The organism is Halovulum marinum (assembly GCF_009697225.1).
GTDB lineage: Bacteria > Pseudomonadota > Alphaproteobacteria > Rhodobacterales > Rhodobacteraceae > Halovulum > Halovulum marinum.
Genome location: NZ_WIND01000002.1, coordinates 276598 through 293333 on the forward strand (window position 1 = coordinate 276598; position 16736 = coordinate 293333).

Sequence of the window (16736 nt, forward strand, 5' to 3'; positions counted from 1 at the left end):
TTGGCCAATCTGGCGCTGAAGAAACTGGTGAAGGCCTATGGCCAGACCGAGGTGCTGCACGGCATCGACCTGGAGGTGGCCGACGGCGAGTTCGTCGTCTTCGTCGGCCCCTCGGGCTGCGGCAAGTCCACCACGCTGCGGATGATCGCGGGGCTGGAGGAGGTGACCTCGGGCACCATCGAGATCGGCGGCCGGGTGGTCAACAACCTGGAGCCGAAGGAACGCGACATCGCCATGGTGTTCCAGAACTACGCCATCTACCCGCACATGAGCGTGCGCAAGAACATCGCCTTCGGCCTGCGCACATCGAAGATGTCGCGCCCCGACAAGGAGGCGCGGATCGACGAGGTCGCGGCGATCCTGGGAATGACCGACCTGCTGGCGCGCAAGCCCAGCCAGCTTTCCGGCGGCCAGCGCCAGCGCGTCGCCATCGGCCGGGCGATGGTGCGCGATCCGGCGGTGTTCCTGTTCGACGAGCCGCTGTCGAACCTCGACGCGCAGCTGCGCACGCAGATGCGTCTGGAGATCAAGAAGCTGCACCAGCGCGTCGGCAACACGATCGTGTTCGTCACCCACGACCAGGTCGAGGCGATGACCATGGCCGACCGGATCGTGATCATGAAGGACGGCCACATCCAGCAGGTCGGCACGCCCGATCAGGTCTATCACCGGCCCGCCAACACCTTCGTTGCGCAGTTCATCGGCGCGCCGTCGATGAACATGCTGGACGGGCAGCTGGTCGACGGGCGGATCCGGCTGGCCGCCGGCGCCCCGCTGGAGATGAGCGTGGCGCGGCCGCCAAGCGGTGCGTCGGTGGTGCTGGGCGTGCGCCCGGACGATCTGGCGCCCACCGACGCGGCGCCGCTGATCGAGGGCCGCGTCTCGGTCCGCGAGCCGCTGGGCGCCGAGACGCTGATCTATGTCGAGACCGCCTCGGGCGAGATCGTCGCCAAGGCCGACGGCCGCAACCCCCCGGCGGTGGGCGAGGTGGTGCGGCTGGGCGCGGATCCGGCGAACATGCACCTGTTCGACCGCGACACCGGGATGGTGCTGACGTGAGCGAGACGCGCCGTCCGCCGGGCTCCGCGGGCGCGGGCGTGCTGTGCATCGGGCGGCTGTACTGCGATCTGGTGTTCACCGGCGTGCCGCGGATGCCGACGCTGGGCACCGAGGTGTTCGCCGAGGCGCTGGGCCTGCACGCCGGCGGCGGGGCCTACATCTCGGCGGCGACCTTCGCCGCGCTGGGGCGCCGGGCGGCGCTGGCGGCGACGCTGCCGGCCGCGCCGTTCGACGCCGTGGTCACGCGCGAGGCCCGCGGCGCCGGCGTCGATCTGGCGCTCTGCAGGCCGGGCGTGCCCGGCGCCGAGCCGCAGATCACCGTCGCCATCGCCCATGGCGGCGACCGGGCGTTCCTGACCCGCGCCACCGGGCCGGCGCTGCCGCCGCTCGACGCCGCGGCGATGGCCGCGTCGGGCGCGGCGCATCTGCACATCGGCGAGCTGCGCACCCTGAAGGAGTCGCCGGGGGTGCTGGACGCGGCCCGTGCGGCGGGGATGACGGTCTCGCTCGACTGCAGCTGGGACGATGCGCTGAGCGCCCGGGACGCGGCGCTGATCGCGGCGGTGGACGTGTTCCTGCCGAACGAGGAAGAGGCCGCGCGCCTGGCCGAGCTGGGCGTGGCGGCGGGCGCGGCGCCGCTGACCGTGGTCAAGCGCGGCGCGGCTGGCGCCGACGCGCTGACCGGCGGACGCCGGCTGACGGTGCCGGGGCTGGCGGTGCCGGTGGCCGACACGACCGGGGCCGGGGATGCGTTCAACGGCGGCTTTCTCGACAGCTGGCTCGCCGGCCGCGCGCTGGACGACTGCCTGCGGGCGGGCAACGCCTGCGGCGCGGCCTCGGTGCAGGCCGCGGGCGGCACCGGCGGGCTGGGCGCGATCCGCGCCGCCGCCGGCTCTGCCGCCGGGCGAAGCAGGATCGCGAATTGACGGCCGGGGCCGGGGCGCGCACCGCCGCGCCCCGTCGCCTTGCCGAACGCCATGAGACAAGGATCGACATGACTGCAACCACGATGATGCGACGCGAAATCGACGAGATCCCCGCCGCCGCCGCGCGCCTGCTGGACGCCGCACCGCAAGACCGCTTCCGCGCCGTGGGCCGCGCGCTGGGGCGGATCGGCCCGCGCGCGGTCGTGACCGTGGCGCGGGGCTCGTCCGACCATGCCGCGACCTGCCTGAAATACGCCATCGAGCTGTCGGCCGGGGTGCCGGTGTCGTCCGTGGGGCCGTCGGTCGCGTCGATCTACGGCGCCGCGCTGCACCTGGACCGGGTCGTGGCGCTTGGCGTCAGCCAGTCGGGACGCAGCGGGGATCTGGTGGCGCTGATGCGCGCCTGCCGCCAGGGCGGCGCGCAGACGCTCACCCTGACCAACTCCGTCGACAGCCCGCTGGCCGGCGCCGCCGCGACCGTGCTGGACCTGTGCGCCGGGCCCGAGCACGCCGTCGCGGCGACCAAGAGCTTCACCAACTCGGTGCTGTCGGGGCTGTGGCTGCTGGCGTACTGGCGCGGCGACGACGGCCTGCAGGCGGCGCTGCGCGCGGCGCCGGACCGGCTGCAGGACGCGCTGGCGCTGACCGCCGCGCCGCTGCGCGAGGAGCTGACGCGCACCGACCGGCTGGTGGTGATCGCCCGCGGCCCCGGCCTGGGCATCGCCGCCGAGGTGGCGTTGAAGGCGATGGAGCTGTGCGGCATCCACGCCTCGGCCCATTCCTCGGCCGAGGTGCTGCACGGCCCGTCGGCGATCCTGCGCGACGGCTTTCCCGTGCTGGCGCTGGGCGAGCCGGCCGAGGCCGGGCTTCAGGACACCATCGACCGGCTGGAGGGGCAGGGCGCGCGGGTGCTGACCGCCCCCGCCGTCACGCCGCTGCACCGCTTCCTCGATCCGCTGCTGCAACTGGCCCCGGTCTACGGCGCGCTCGAGGCTGCGGCGCGGATCCGCGGCCGCAATCCCGACCGGCCCGAGTTCCTGGCGAAGGAGACGCTGACCGTCTAGGGCGGACGGCTCACAACCCCAGCGCCGCCTCGGCGGGAGTGTGCTCCTGGCCCAGCGCCGCGGCGACGGCCGGATGGGTGATCCTGGCGTCGCAGACGTTGAGCCCGGCGCGCAGGTGCGGGTCCTCGATCAGCGCCGCCTTCCAGCCCTTGTCGGCGATCGCCAGCGCGTGCGGCAGGGTGACGTTGTTCAGCGCGTAGGTGCTGGTGCGCGCCACGGCGCCGGGCATGTTGGCGACGCAGTAGTGCACGATGCCGTCGATCACGAAGGTCGGGTCGGCATGGGTGGTCGGGTGCGAGGTCTCGAAGCAGCCGCCCTGATCGATGGCCACGTCCACCAGCACCGCGCCGCGCTTCATCTGCGACAGGTGTTCCCGGCGCACCAGCTTGGGCGCGGCGGCGCCGGGGATCAGCACCGCGCCGATCACCAGGTCGGCGCGGGTCAACTCGTCCTCCAGGTTCATCTGGCTGGCAAAGCGGGTCGTGGCGCGGGCCTCGAAATGCGTGGCCAGCCGCTCCAGCACGTCGGCGCTGCGGTCCAGGATGGTGGTGTGCGCGCCCAGCCCGACCGCCATCTGCGCGGCGTTGAACCCGACCACGCCGCCGCCGATCACCGTGACCCGCGCCGGCGCCACGCCGGGCACGCCGCCCAGCAGCACGCCGCGCCCGCCGCGGTGGGTCTCGAGCGCGTTCGCCCCCGCCTGCACCGACAGCCGCCCGGCGACCTGGCTCATCGGCTTGAGCAGCGGCAGCCCGCCGCCGCCGCCGGTGACCGTCTCGTAGGCGATGCAGACCGCGCCCGAGGCCATCAGCTCGCGGGTCTGGTCCGGGTCCGGGGCCAGGTGCAGATAGGTGAACAGGATCTGCCCGGCGCGCAGCATCCGGCGCTCGTCGGGCTGCGGCTCCTTGACCTTGATGATCATCTCGCCGGCGGCGAACACCCCGGCGGCGTCGCCGGCCACCTGCGCGCCGGCGTCCGCATAGTCCTGGTCGGTGGCGCCGATGCCTTCCCCGGCGCCGGTCTGGACGGTCACCGCGTGCCCGTGGCGGCAGCACTCGGCCACGCTTTCCGGCGTCAGTCCGACCCGGTACTCGTGATTCTTGATCTCCTTCGGAACGCCGATGTGCACCTGAAACCTCCCGTTTCGTTGCTGCCGCGTCTGGACGGGCGCGCGGACCTTTGCCGACGATTGCCGCCCTGCCGGTGCGGGTCAAGCCGCCGCCGCCGCCCGAGCCGATTGACATCGGGGAAGGCCGTATGTTACCAACCGGTAGGTAATAACCGGGAGGACACCATGAACGCACTCAAGACCACCGCCGCGGCACTGGTCGGACTTGGCCTGGCGGCCGCGCCCGCGCTGGCCCAGTGGCAGCCGGACAAGCCGATCAACATCATCGTGCCGTGGTCGGCCGGCGGATCGACCGACCAGGTCACCCGCGTCGTCGCGCCGATCCTCGAGGAAGCGCTGGGTACGCCGGTGGTGGTGGTGAACCAGCCCGGCGCCTCGGGCTCGATCGGCACCAAGGCGGCGCTGGACGCGCCGCGCGACGGCTATACCTGGACCGCGAACGCGATCGCCAACAACGCCACCTATGCGGTCACCGGCCTGATCGAGGACACCTCGATCGACGACTACCAGATCTACCTGCACGTCGCGAACGTGCCGGTGGTGTCGGTCAACGCCGACGCGCCCTGGCAGGATTTCGGCGAGCTGCTGGAGGCGATGAAGGAGGCCGAGGCGGTCAAGGTCGGCACCGCCGGGGTGAACTCCTCGGGGGGGATGGCGCTGGCCGCGATCAAGGAGGCCGCCGAGGGCGAGCTGGGCGCGCGGATGGTGACCTATGACGGCGGCAACCCCGCCGTGCTGGCCGCCGCCGCCGGCGAGGTCGACGCCACCACCCAGCTGGCGGTGGAGCAGACCGAGATGATCAAGGCCGGCAAGCTGCGCGCCCTGGCGGTGCTGTCGGACAAGGAACTGGTCGTCGAGGGGCTGGACCCGATCCCGCCGATCACCGACTGGCTGCCGGACATGCACGTCGCGCCGGACTATTTCGGCGTGTTCATCCCCACCGGCGCCCCGCAGGAGGTCTACGACACCGTCGACAAGGTCTGGCAGGAGCATGTGATGGGCTCCGAGGCGCTGCAGACCTACGCCAGGGACCGCGGCGCGGTGTTCGATCCCAGCTTCGGCACCGCGGCGCGCGACAAGGCGATGCCGGTGGTGATCGCCGAGGCCTGCGCCCGGGTGACCCGCGGCGAGGCCGTGGTCGATCCGTCCGAGATCGGCATCGACTGCCCGGCCGAGTGATCCGGCCGCCGCACGCCGGGCGCGGCCCGGCGTGCGGAACCGACCGACCCCTCCTCGCGACCATGCCGGCCCGTCCCGGCGGAAGGTACTGAACATGCGCTTCGATTCGCCTGCAGCGGACCGGGTGACCGCCCTTGTATTGTTCGCCCTCGGGGCGGCGATGAGCTACGGCGGCTTCACCATGGACCGGCTCGAGATCCGGCAGATCCATCCCGCCAGCATCCCCGGGCTGGTGCCGATGCTGCTCGGCGCGACGCTGATGGTCTGCGCGGCGCTGCTGGCGCTGGGCGCCCGCGGCGCGGCGCGGCCGGCGCGGCCGTCCGATGGCGGGGCGCCGGGCGACGGTCCGTCGCTGGCGAACCTGGCCTTCACCGCGCTGTGGAGCGGCGTCTACGCGCTGGCGCTGGTCGGCACGCTGCCGTTCTGGGCGGCCACGGCGCTGTATGTGCTGGTGTTCGCCGGCTGGTTCCTGATCCCGGCCGCGGGCGGCGGCGCGCGGCTGCGCACCGCGCTGCTGCTGGCGCTGTTCGCCGGCGGCATGGCTGTGGGCATCTCGGCGCTGTTCCGCTTCGGCTTCCTGGTGCGGCTGCCATGATCGACGGGCTCGCCTCCATGGGCAGCGCGCTGCTGGCCTTCATGACCCCGATGGGGATCTTCCACGTCGCCTGGGCGACGCTGCTGGGCATCCTGGTCGGCAGCCTGCCGGGGCTGACCGCGACCATGGGCGTGGCGCTGCTGACCACGCTGACCTACACGCTGGAGCGCGACAGCGCGATCCTGGTGCTGATCTGCATGTATGTCGGCGCGATCTACGGCGGCTCGCGCAGCGCGATCCTGCTGAACATTCCCGGCACGCCCGCCAGCGCCGCGACCTCGCTCGACGGCTTTCCGCTGGCGCAGCGCGGCGAGGCCGGCTACGCGATGGCGCTGGCCACCGCCGGCTCGGCGCTGGGCACCGTCGTCGGCATCCTGCTGCTGGTGGTGCTGGCGCCGCTGCTGGCCGAGGTGGCGCTGAACTTCGGCTCGTTCGAATTCTTCTGGCTGGCGGTGTTCGGCATCGTCATCTCGGGGCAGCTGACCGGCGGCGTCAGCCCGCTGCGCGGCTACATCGCCGGGCTGCTGGGCCTGTCGGTGGCGATGATCGGCTCGGAAGGGCTCCACGCCCATGTCCGGTTCACGCTCGGGGTTCCCGAGCTGAACGGCGGCATCGGGCTGATCCCGGCGATGGTCGGCGCCTTCGGCTTCGCCGAGGTGCTGACGGTGATGTGGCGCGGCAAGCCGCGGCTGGTCGGCGCCGACCTGCGCGAGGACCGCACCCTGCCGCGGCTGGCCGACCTGTGGCGCTACAAGTTCACCATCGGCCGCTCGGGCGTGATCGGCACCATCGTCGGCATCATCCCCGGCGTCGGCGAGGACATCGGCGCCTGGGCCAGCTATGCCGTGGCCAAACGCATCAGCCCCGAGCGCGACCAGTTCGGCAAGGGCTCGAAAGAGGGGCTGACGGCGGCCGAGACCGGCAACAGCGCGGTCGTGCCCGGCGCGCTGATCCCGGCGCTGACGCTGGCGGTGCCCGGCTCGGCCCCGGCGGCGGTGCTGATCGCGGCGCTGTTCATCCACGGCGTGCGGCCCGGGCCGATGATCATGCTGGAACAGCCCGACTTCATCTATTCGGTCGCGGCGATGCTGCTGCTCGCGACCGCCGCGATCCTGATCTACGGGCTGTCGCTGACCCGCGCGTTCATCCAGGTATTGCGGATCCCGCGCGAGTTGCTGATGCCGGTGGTGTTCGTGCTGTGCGTGATCGGCCCCTACGCGCTGACCCAGCGGGTGTTCGACATCTGGGTGATGGTCGCCTTCGGGCTGATCGGCTTCGTGCTGCGGCAGATGAACTACCCGATGGCGCCGCTGGTGCTGGGCATCATCCTGGGCGATCTGCTGGACAAGAACCTGCGCCGCGGCCTGACGCTGAGCGACGGCAGCCTCGAGCCGTTCTTCACCCGGCCGGTCAGCGCGCTGTTCGCGGCGGTGATCGCCGCCAGCATCCTGCTGGGCCTGGCGCCGGTGCGCCGCGGCCTGGCCCGTCTCGCCGGCATCGCCGGGGGCCGCGCATGACCGCGCGCGCCAAGCCCAAGCCCCGCCGCCGCGACGCCGCGGCCTCGCGCCGGCGGATCCTGGATGCCGCGCTGGACGAGTTCGCGCGGCTGGGCCACGCCGGCGCGCGCATCGACTCGATCGCCGAGGCCGCCGGCGTCAGCAAGCCGATGATCTATTCCTACTTCGGCGACAAGGAAGAGCTCTACAAGGCGGCGCTGCGCGAAAGCTATGTGCAGATCCGCCAGGGCGAGCGCGAGCTGGACATCGAGCACATGGCGCCCGAGACGGCGCTGCGCGAGCTGGTGCGCTTCACCATGCAGCACTTCGTCTCGAAGCCCTGGTTCATCTCGATGCTCAACACCGAGAACCTGATGGGCGGGCAGGCGATCGAGGACATCGCCGACGTCGCCGAGATCCAGTCGCCGCTGATCGCCAACATCCGCGGCATCCTCGACCGGGGCGTGGCCGAAGGCCGGTTCCGCGCCGGCGTCGATCCGGTCGAGCTGTACGTGACCATCGCCTCGCTCTGCTATTTCCCGGTGTCCAACAAGCTGACGCTGCGCGCGGTGTTCAAGGTGCCGGTCGACCAGCCCTGGCTGGACGCCCGCGCCGAAATGGCCTCGGACATGATCATCGCCTACCTGCGCCGCACTGCGGACCGCCCCATGAACGACGACAACACCTGAGAGGAACACGACAAGATGAGACAACAGCGTATCGGCATCGTCATGCATGGCGTCACCGGCAGGATGGGCATGAACCAGCACCTGATCCGCTCGGTGCTGGCGATCCGCGACCAGGGCGGCGTGATGCTGTCCGACGGCGCCTTTCTGGTGCCGGACCCGATCATCGTCGGCCGCAACGCCGAGAAGATCGAGGCGCTGGCCAAGAAGCACGGGGTCGAGCGCTGGACCACCGACATGGACGCGGCGCTGGCGAACCCGGACGACACGATCTTCTTCGACGCCGCCTCGACCCAGATGCGCCCCGGCCTGCTGGCCCGCGCCATCGAGGCCGGCAAGCACGTCTATTCGGAAAAGCCCGTCTCCGAGGGGCTGGAGGAGGCGATGAAGATCGCCCGGCTGGCCAGGCAGAAGGGCGTCAAGAACGGCATCGTGCACGACAAGCTGGATCTGCCGGGCCTGCTGAAGCTCAAGCGCCTGCGCGACAGCGGCTTCTTCGGCAAGATCCTCAGCGTGAAGGGCGAATTCGGCTACTGGGTGTTCGAGGGCGACTGGATGCCGGCGCAGCGCCCCAGCTGGAACTACCGCGCGCAGGACGGCGGCGGCATGATCTCGGACATGCTGTGCCACTGGCGCTATGTGCTCGACAACGTCGTCGCGCCGGTCAGGTCGGTGTCGTGCCTGGGCTTCACCCACATCCCCGAACGCTGGGACGAGAACGGCGAGGCCTACAAGGCGACCGCCGACGACGCCGCCTATGCCACCTTCCTGCTGGAGGGCGACATCGTCGCGCACATCAACTCCAGCTGGTGTACCCGCGTGCGCCGCGACGACCTGGTGACCTTCCAGGTCGACGGCACCCACGGCTCGGCCGTCGCCGGCCTGCACAAGTGCTATTCGCAGCACCGCGTCAACACGCCCAAGCCGGTCTGGAACCCGGACGAGCCGCAGACCCTCGACTTCTACGCCGACTGGGAGGAAGTGCCGGACAACACCGTCTTCGACAACGGCTTCAAGGTGCAGTGGGAGCAGTTCCTGCGCCACGTCGCCGAGGATGCGCCGTGGCACTACACGCTGCTCGAGGGCGCCAAGGGCGTGCAGCTGGCGCAGGCCGGCTACCAAAGCTCGAAAGAGCGCCGCTGGGTCGATCTGGAACCGCTGGAGGTCTGAGCATGACAACCCTGAACCTGCCCGGCGGCGCGGTCACGCTGACCGCCGGCCCGGCCCCCGAGGCGCCGCACGGCTGGACCCGTACCGCCTATGCCGCCGCGCATGTCGTGAACGATCCGCTGGCGGACTGCGACCCGTGGCTCGATTGCCCGATCGACTGGGACCGCACGCTGGCCTTCCGCGAGCATCTGTGGTCGCAGGGCTTCGGCGTCGCCGAAAGCATGGACACCGCGCAGCGCGGCATGGGCCTGGACTGGCCCACCTCGCTTGAGCTGATCCAGCGCGCCACCCGGAACGCCAAGGCGGGCGGGCACCTGATCGCCTCGGGCGCCGGGACCGACCACCTGACCCCCGGCCCGGACGTGACCGTGGACGACGTGATCGCCGCCTACGAGCAGCAGTGCGAGGCGGTCGAGGCCGCCGGTTCGCGCGTGATCCTGATGGCGTCCCGCGCGCTGGCGCAGGCCGCGAAGGGCCCCGAGGATTACGCTCGTGTCTATGGCAGGGTTCTGTCGGGCCTGTCGCAGCCGGCGATCCTGCACTGGCTGGGCGAGATGTTCGACCCCGCGCTGGCAGGCTACTGGGGCTCGGGCGACCACATGTCGGCGATGGACACCTGTCTTGAGGTGATCGAGGCCAATGCCGCCAAGGTCGAGGGGATCAAGATCTCGCTGCTGTCGGCCGAGAAGGAAATCGCCATGCGCCGCCGCCTTCCCGAGGGCGTGACGATGTATACCGGCGACGACTTCAACTACCCCGAGCTGATCGCCGGCGACGCGCAGGGGCATTCCCACGCGCTGCTGGGCATTTTCGATCCGATCGCGCAATCCGCCTGCCGCGCGCTGAACCGGCTGGGGCAGGGGGATCTGGACGGCTACCATGCCGAGTTCGGCCCGACCGTCCCGCTGTCGCGGCACATCTTCAAGGCGCCGACGCGCTTCTACAAGACCGGCGTGGTGTTCATGGCCTACCTGACCGGCCACCAGGATCATTTCACCATGATCGGCGGGCAGGAAAGCACGCGCTCCACGCTGCACCTGGCCGACATCATCCGCATGGCGAACGATGCGGGCCTGTTCGCGGACCCTGACCTGGCCGCCGCGCGCGCCCGGCCGGTGTTCGCCGCGCGGGGGGTGGCGCCGTGAGCGGCGTCGCGCCGGATCGCCTGTCGCTCAACACCGCCACGGTGAAGGAGAAATGGGGCCTGGCCCAGGCCATCGACGGCTGCCAGCGCCACGGCCTCGGCGGTATCGCCCCGTGGCGCGACGTGCTGCAGGATATGGGCGTCGCCAAGGCGGCGCGCGCGATCCGCAATGCCGACCTGACCGTCACCGGCCTGTGCCGGGGCGGCTGGTACACCGCCGAGGGCGCGCTGACGCAAGCGGTGATCGACGACAACCGCCGCGCCGTGGACGAGGCCGCCGAGATCGGCGCCGAATGCCTGGTGATGGTGGTCGGCGGCCTGCCCGAGGGCTCGCGCGATCTCGAGGGCGCGCGCGCCATCGTCGAGGAAGGGCTGGCAAGCACGCTGGAATATGCCCGCGAGAGCGGCGTGAAGGTCGCGATCGAGCCGCTGCACCCGATGTACGCCGGCGACCGGGCCTGCGTGAACACGCTGGGGCAGGCGCTGGACATCTGCGACCGGCTGGGCGCGGGCATCGGCGTCGCCGCCGACGTCTATCACATCTGGTGGGATCCGGACGTGAAGCCGCAGATGGCCCGCGCCGGCAAGGACAGGCTGATGGCGTTCCACATCTGCGACTGGCTGGTGCCGACCCGCGATCTGCTGACCGACCGCGGGATGATGGGCGACGGCGTGATCGACATCCCCGGCCTGCGCGCCGCCGCCGAGGCCGCGGGCTTCGACGGTCTGTGCGAGGTCGAGATCTTCTCGGCGCTGAACTGGTGGAAGCGCGATCCGGACGAGGTGCTTCAGATCATCGTCGAACGCGGACGCTCGGCCTGCTGAAGAACGCCGGCGGGGCTCCGGCCGCGCCCGCCACTGCCGGTCCGGACGGCTCCGGCCCGAAGCGGTTCCGCCCGCTTTCGCCGCGCGCGGCTTTCCCTCCCCGATGCCCCCGCAGGCCGTGCAGGAAAGCCGCCCGGGACGCGCCGGCGCGGTCGAACCGGTCTGTCCAATCATGGTATCTCCGCATTTGGTCTGGACAATTTCGCACTGTCTGCGTATCGGTAGGACCACGAAAAAGCGCGCAAACGGGCATATCCGGGAGGTATCACTCATGAAATTCAGCAGCTTGACCGCAGGAGTTCGCGCAGGTCTGGCGATTCTGGCCCTCGGCGCCGGCCTCGGAGCGGTCGGACCAGTCGCGACCGGCGCGGCGATCGCGCAGGAGTTTCCGCAGAAGCCGATCCAGATCATCGTGCCGTTCAAGCCCGGCGGGCGCACCGACGTCGTCGCCCGCCTGCTGGCCGAGAAGATCCAGCAGAACGGCTGGCTGTCGCAGCCGATGGCGGTGATGAACGCCGACGGCGGCGCCGGGGCGAACGCGGTCAACCAGATGCGCCGCGGCGGCGACGACGGGCACACGATCGTGCACTGGCACCACCAGGCGCTGATCGCCATGGCGATGGGGCTGGGCGACTTCAGTTTGGATGACTTCAAGTCCATCGGCTACACCGGCGGCGGCAGCCCGGTCTGGGTGGTCCGCGCCGACAGCGAGTTCGACACCTTCGAGCAGCTGGTCGCGCACCTGAAGGCCGAGCCGCGTTCGCTGGTCGAGGCGGTGGGCATCGGCACCATCCCGCATTTCGTCGGCGCCATGCTGGCCAACGAGGCCGGGTTCGAGACCCGCTACGTCACCGCCAACAGCGGTGCCGACCGGCTGCGGCTGATCCTGGGCGGCAACGCCGACATCGCGCTGTTCGCGGCGTCGGAATACCTGGCGCAGGCCGAAGGGCTGAAACCGCTGATCTATTTCGGCCGCGAGCGTCTGCCGGACCTGCCCGATGTGCCGACCGCGATCGAGCTGGGCTACGACGTCTCCTGGGCCAACCCGAACTGGTGGCTGGCGCCCGCCGACACGCCAGACGCCGCCATCGAGGCGCTGCAGGGCGCGCTGGAGAAGGCGATCGCCGACCCCGAGATCGTCGAGTACTTCACCGGCAACACCCTCGAGCCGTACTGGACGCCGGGCGACGAAGCGATGGCCGACGCGCAGAAGCAGCTCGAGGCGTTGCAGGCGGTCGCGGCGACGATCCAGTAAACCGGCGCGCCGGGCGTCCTGCGCCCGGCCGCTGACGGAACATCGGAAATGCATCGCAAGCACCTGAAATACTGGGGTGACATCGCCCTTGCCGTGCTGGTGTTCGGCGGCGCCGCGGTGCTGCTGATCGGCGCGGCCGAGCTGCCGCCGCCCCGGTTCGAGCCCTTGGGGTCGGCCGCCGTGCCGCGCGGCCTGGCGGCAATCCTGATCGTCCTGGGGCTCTGGGTGGCGGTGCGCGCCGTGCTCGGGATGCGGGCGGATGCGCCGGTTGCCAGCCCGGAAGGCACCGCATCCCACCCGCTGCGCAGCCTGGGCGTTCTGGCCGCGCTGATTGCCTATGTCGCCGCGCTCGATCTCGGGCAGCTGCCGTTCCTGCCGATGACGGCGCTGTTCCTGGCGGCGTCGGGCACGATCCTGTCCGGCGGCGGCTGGAGACCTGCACTGGTCTACGGCGCACTGGGGCTGGCGCTGGCAGGAGCGCTGTCCTTCATCTTCTCGAACTTCCTCTACATCGAGATCGGCTGAGCCATGCTGGACGCCTTCGCCGCGCTGATGGACTGGCACAACCTGGTGCTGCTGCTGGTCGGCACCGGCCTGGGCATCGTGATCGGCGCGATCCCGGGCCTGACCGCCTCGATGCTGATCGCGCTGACGCTGCCGCTGACCTTCCACATGGACCCGGTCAACGCGGTCACGCTGCTGATCGGCGAATACGTCGGCGGCATCTCGGGCGGGCTGATCACCGCGATCCTGCTCAGGATGCCCGGCACGCCCGCCTCGATCGTGACCACCTTCGACGGCTACCCGATGGCGCAGTCGAACCGCGCCGAGCGGGCGCTGGCGCTGGGCATCATGGCCTCGGTCGTCGGCGGCATCATCTCGTGGGGGTTCCTGGCCGGCATGTCGCCGGCGCTGGCCCGCTTCGCGCTGAAGTTCGGCCCGTGGGAGTACTTCACCCTGGTGCTGATGGCGCTGGTCATGCTGGCGGTGCTGGCGCAGGGCTCGCTGGTCAAGGGGCTGCTGGCGGCGGCGCTGGGCATGGCCTTCGCGCTGCCGGGCATCGACAGTTCCATCGGCCAGGCGCGGCTGACCTTCGGCTCTTCGGCGATGCTGTCGGGGTTCGGCCTGCTGCCGGTGCTGATCGGCGCCTTCGCCATCAGCCAGGTGTTGCGCGACGCGGCGCAACCCATCAGCAACAAGAAGATCGAGATCCCGAAACGCCGCCTGCCGGTGCATCTGTCCGATGCGCGCACGCACGGGCCGAACATGGTGCGTTCGTCGCTGATCGGCACCTGGATCGGCCTGCTGCCGGGCATCGGCGGCAACATCGCGGCGCTGGTCAGCTATTCCACCGCCAAGCAGCTGTCGAAGGAGCCCGACCGCTTCGGCACCGGCCACGAGCCCGGCGTGGTCGCGGGCGAGTCCGCCAACAACGCCGCCATCGGCGGCGCGCTGATCCCGCTGATCACCATGGGCATCCCCGGCAGCGTGACCGAGGCGATCCTGATCGGCGCGCTGACGATCCACAACCTGCAGCCGGGGCCGCTGCTGTTCCAGAACGCGCCCGAGATCGCCTATGGCATCATCGCCGCCTACCTGCTGGCGAACCTGTTCATGCTGATCATGATGTGGGGCGCGGTCCGCTACATCGCGCAGCTGGTGCGGCTGCCGCGCGCCGGGCTGCTCAGCGTGATCCTGGTGTTCTGCGTCGTCGGCTCCTACGCGGTCAACTCCAGCTTCGTCGACGTCTGGGTGATGATCGCCTTCGGCGTCATCGGCCTGGGGCTGGAGGCGGCGCGCGTCCCGCTCGGCCCGTTCGTGATCGGCTTCGTGCTCAGCCCGATCGCCGAGGAACAGCTGCGCGCCTCGCTGATGCTGTCGGACGGCAATGCGCTCGAGATCTTCCAGCGGCCCTACGCGCTGCTGTTCCTGGCGCTCGCCGTGCTGACCGTCGCCTGGCCCGCTATCCTGCAGCGGATCGCGCGCAGGCGGAGGGTTTCGACATGAGCGCGCTCGACCTGCCCGGCGGGGGCCGGCGCTATCTTCAGGTCGCCCAGCAGCTGGCCGACCAGATCAACGACGGCGAGTACGCCACCGGCGAACGCCTGCCGCCCGAACGGGACCTGGCCAGCCAACTCGGCGTCAGCCGCACCACGGTGCGCGAGGCGCTGCTGGCGCTGGAGATCATGCGTTTCATCGAGATCCGCGTCGGCTCGGGCGTCTATGTGCTGTCGGAACACCTGCGCGACCGCGACCGGGGCGATCTGATCGCCACCGACGCCGTCGGCCCGTGGGAGGTGCTGGAAGCGCGCCGCGTGGTCGAGGGCCACTCCGCCTATGCCGCCGCCCAGCGCGCGACCGACGCGCAGCTCGACGCGATCGAGGCGGCGATGGAGCGCATGGCCGCCGCCATCGACGACATCCCCGTGTTCGACCAGGCCGACGTGGAGTTCCACGCTCTGATCGCACAGGCCGCCGGCAACGGGGTCATCGAAAGCTACGTCGCGCACCTGTGGCGGATGCGCGAGAGCAACCTCTGGAGCCGCTGGTACGACCTGACGCGCAAGCCGTCGAACCGCCGCCGCTCGGTCCAGGACCACCGCGACATCCTGCGCGCGATGCGCCGCCGCATGCCCGAGAACGCCAAGACCGCCATGCAGGCGCATGTCGACGTGCTCGGCGACCGCTTCTTCGAGCTGAAGCTCGAACCAACCGACCGAAAGGACTGACCTTGACCGACGCGTCGCTCGACAAGCCCGACATCGTCCTGATAGTCACCGATCAGCAGCGCTACGACACCATCGCCGCGCTGGGTGCGTCCCACATGGACACGCCGAACATCGACCGGCTGGCGGAACGCGGCGTGACCTTCAGCAACTGCCATGTCACCGCGCCCAGCTGCGTGCCGTGCCGCGCCAGCCTGTTCACCGGCTATTACCCGCACACCAATGGCGTGCTGGCCAACGGCCAGCCGTGGAGCCGCACCTGGGTCGAGGATCTGGCCAATGCCGGCTACCGCACCGTCAACATCGGCAAGATGCACACCATCCCCTACGACGCCAAAGCCGGCTTCTCCGAGCGCTACACGGTCGAGAACAAGGACCGCTTCATGGAGGGGCGCTGGTATTTCGACGAATGGGACAAGGCGCTGGCCAGCCACGGGCTGAAGAAGCAGCAGCGCGTCGAGTACCGCAAGCGCGACGACTACCGCGACGCGCTGGGCGCCTTCCTGTGGGAACTGCCCGAGAAACTGCACTCCGACAATTTCGTCGGCGAGACCGCCAGATGGTGGCTGGAAACCAAGCCGGTGCAGGAGCCGCTGTTCCTGGTCGTCGGCTTCCCCGGACCGCACCCGCCCTATGACCCGACGCCGGACTACGCGCAGAAGTACATGGACCGCGACCTGCCGCTGCCCGAGTTCACCGACGAGGATGCGGCCCATCTGCCGCCGCCGCTGACCGAGAAGCGCCTCCATGATGTCGAGGTGGATCACGATTCCGTCGCGTGGAAGCTGAACCCGACGCGGGACGAACTGCACAGGATGCGCGCCTACTACTACGCCAATGTCGAGATGATCGACAGACAGGTGGGCGGGATCCTGGACACGCTGGAAGCGCGCGGGCGGCTGGACAACACCATCATCATCTTCACCTCGGATCACGGCGACAACCTGGGCGACCACGGCCTCAGCCAGAAATGGGCGCCCTACGAGGAAGTCACCCGCGTGCCGCTGATCGTCAGCGCGCCGGAACGCTTCACGGGCGGGCGCGAAGTGGACGCGCTGGTGCAGCTGTTCGACCTCGGCCCGACGATCCTGGAATGGGCGGGGGTGGCGCCCGACCCGACCTTCGAGGCGGTCTCGCTGAACCCGGCGCTGGAGGGGCGCGCGTTCGCAGGCCGCGATCACGTGTTCTGCGAGCAGGGCGGCGACGTGAACCTGACCGGGGCCAGCTTCGTGACCATGGTCCGCTCGGACACGCACAAGCTGGTGCACTACCAGGGCGCGGACTACGGCCAGCTGTTCGACCTGCAGGCCGATCCGCGCGAGCGGCGCAACCTGTGGGACGACGCGAACGCGGCGCCGGTCAAGGCCGAGCTGATGCAGGTGCTGATGAACTGGCACATCGACAGCGCGGTGGCGACGCGGAACGCCCGCCGCCTGATCGTCGCGCCGCAGGCCGAGGTCGCGATCTGAGCCGGCGGCGCGG

General features: G+C 70.6%; 16 protein-coding genes. 15 read left to right on the forward strand and 1 reads right to left on the reverse strand.

Annotation, left to right across the window (positions count from 1 at the left end; all coding sequences use genetic code 11):
* The 3 genes from GE300_RS04345 to GE300_RS04355 all read left to right on the forward strand — a co-directional run bounded on the left by GE300_RS04345 (position 1) and on the right by GE300_RS04355 (position 3049).
* A complete protein-coding gene (locus GE300_RS04345) occupies positions 1–1059 on the forward strand; it encodes an ABC transporter ATP-binding protein (RefSeq protein ID WP_154445254.1) in 1059 nt (352 codons plus the stop codon).
* Entirely contained in the window at positions 1056–1985 is a 930-nt protein-coding gene (locus GE300_RS04350) for a carbohydrate kinase family protein (protein WP_325063096.1), read from the forward strand. The genes GE300_RS04345 and GE300_RS04350 overlap by 4 nt, the downstream gene beginning before the upstream one ends.
* A 68-nt stretch (positions 1986–2053) precedes the next feature.
* Complete coding sequence (locus GE300_RS04355) at positions 2054–3049, forward strand: SIS domain-containing protein (RefSeq protein WP_154445256.1); 996 nt, start codon at positions 2054–2056, stop codon at positions 3047–3049.
* A 10-nt stretch (positions 3050–3059) separates the two neighbouring features.
* On the opposite strand, the gene ald is transcribed toward GE300_RS04355, so the two are convergent.
* Positions 3060–4178 (reverse strand): alanine dehydrogenase, encoded by a 1119-nt coding sequence (gene ald, locus GE300_RS04360; protein WP_325063097.1) that lies wholly within the window; start codon positions 4176–4178, stop codon positions 3060–3062.
* A 165-nt stretch (positions 4179–4343) separates the two neighbouring features.
* Between ald and GE300_RS04365 the strand changes: the two genes are divergently transcribed.
* The 12 genes from GE300_RS04365 to GE300_RS04420 all read left to right on the forward strand — a co-directional run bounded on the left by GE300_RS04365 (position 4344) and on the right by GE300_RS04420 (position 16723).
* Positions 4344–5357: a Bug family tripartite tricarboxylate transporter substrate binding protein gene (locus tag GE300_RS04365; protein WP_154445258.1), complete on the forward strand. Its 1014-nt coding sequence runs from the start codon at positions 4344–4346 to the stop codon at positions 5355–5357.
* Positions 5358–5451: 94 nt separating this feature from the next.
* Positions 5452–5952 (forward strand): tripartite tricarboxylate transporter TctB family protein, encoded by a 501-nt coding sequence (locus GE300_RS04370; protein WP_154445260.1) that lies wholly within the window; start codon positions 5452–5454, stop codon positions 5950–5952.
* A complete protein-coding gene (locus tag GE300_RS04375; protein ID WP_154445262.1) occupies positions 5949–7469 on the forward strand; it encodes a tripartite tricarboxylate transporter permease in 1521 nt (506 codons plus the stop codon). The genes GE300_RS04370 and GE300_RS04375 overlap by 4 nt, the downstream gene beginning before the upstream one ends.
* Complete coding sequence (locus tag GE300_RS04380) at positions 7466–8137, forward strand: TetR/AcrR family transcriptional regulator (RefSeq protein WP_154445264.1); 672 nt, start codon at positions 7466–7468, stop codon at positions 8135–8137. The genes GE300_RS04375 and GE300_RS04380 overlap by 4 nt, the downstream gene beginning before the upstream one ends.
* Positions 8138–8152: 15 nt before the next feature.
* On the forward strand, positions 8153–9304 hold the full coding sequence (locus GE300_RS04385) for a Gfo/Idh/MocA family protein (protein ID WP_154445266.1): 1152 nt from the start codon (positions 8153–8155) through the stop codon (positions 9302–9304).
* Between the two features lie 2 nt (positions 9305–9306).
* On the forward strand, positions 9307–10449 hold the full coding sequence (locus GE300_RS04390) for a dihydrodipicolinate synthase family protein (RefSeq protein WP_154445268.1): 1143 nt from the start codon (positions 9307–9309) through the stop codon (positions 10447–10449).
* Positions 10446–11273, forward strand: coding sequence for a sugar phosphate isomerase/epimerase family protein (locus tag GE300_RS04395; RefSeq protein WP_325063098.1), 828 nt, complete (start codon positions 10446–10448; stop codon positions 11271–11273). The genes GE300_RS04390 and GE300_RS04395 overlap by 4 nt, the downstream gene beginning before the upstream one ends.
* A 271-nt stretch (positions 11274–11544) precedes the next feature.
* Entirely contained in the window at positions 11545–12528 is a 984-nt protein-coding gene (locus GE300_RS04400; protein ID WP_233416766.1) for a Bug family tripartite tricarboxylate transporter substrate binding protein, read from the forward strand.
* Between the two features lie 48 nt (positions 12529–12576).
* Positions 12577–13053, forward strand: coding sequence for a tripartite tricarboxylate transporter TctB family protein (locus GE300_RS04405; RefSeq protein WP_154445272.1), 477 nt, complete (start codon positions 12577–12579; stop codon positions 13051–13053).
* 3 nt (positions 13054–13056) lie between these two features.
* A complete protein-coding gene (locus GE300_RS04410) occupies positions 13057–14535 on the forward strand; it encodes a tripartite tricarboxylate transporter permease (RefSeq protein WP_154445274.1) in 1479 nt (492 codons plus the stop codon).
* A complete protein-coding gene (locus GE300_RS04415) occupies positions 14532–15257 on the forward strand; it encodes a FadR/GntR family transcriptional regulator (protein WP_154445276.1) in 726 nt (241 codons plus the stop codon). Before GE300_RS04410 ends, GE300_RS04415 begins: the two co-directional genes overlap by 4 nt.
* A gap of 2 nt (positions 15258–15259) precedes the next feature.
* Positions 15260–16723, forward strand: a complete 1464-nt coding sequence (locus tag GE300_RS04420) for a sulfatase family protein (protein WP_154445278.1) — start codon at positions 15260–15262, stop codon at positions 16721–16723.
* Positions 16724–16736 lie beyond the last annotated feature (13 nt).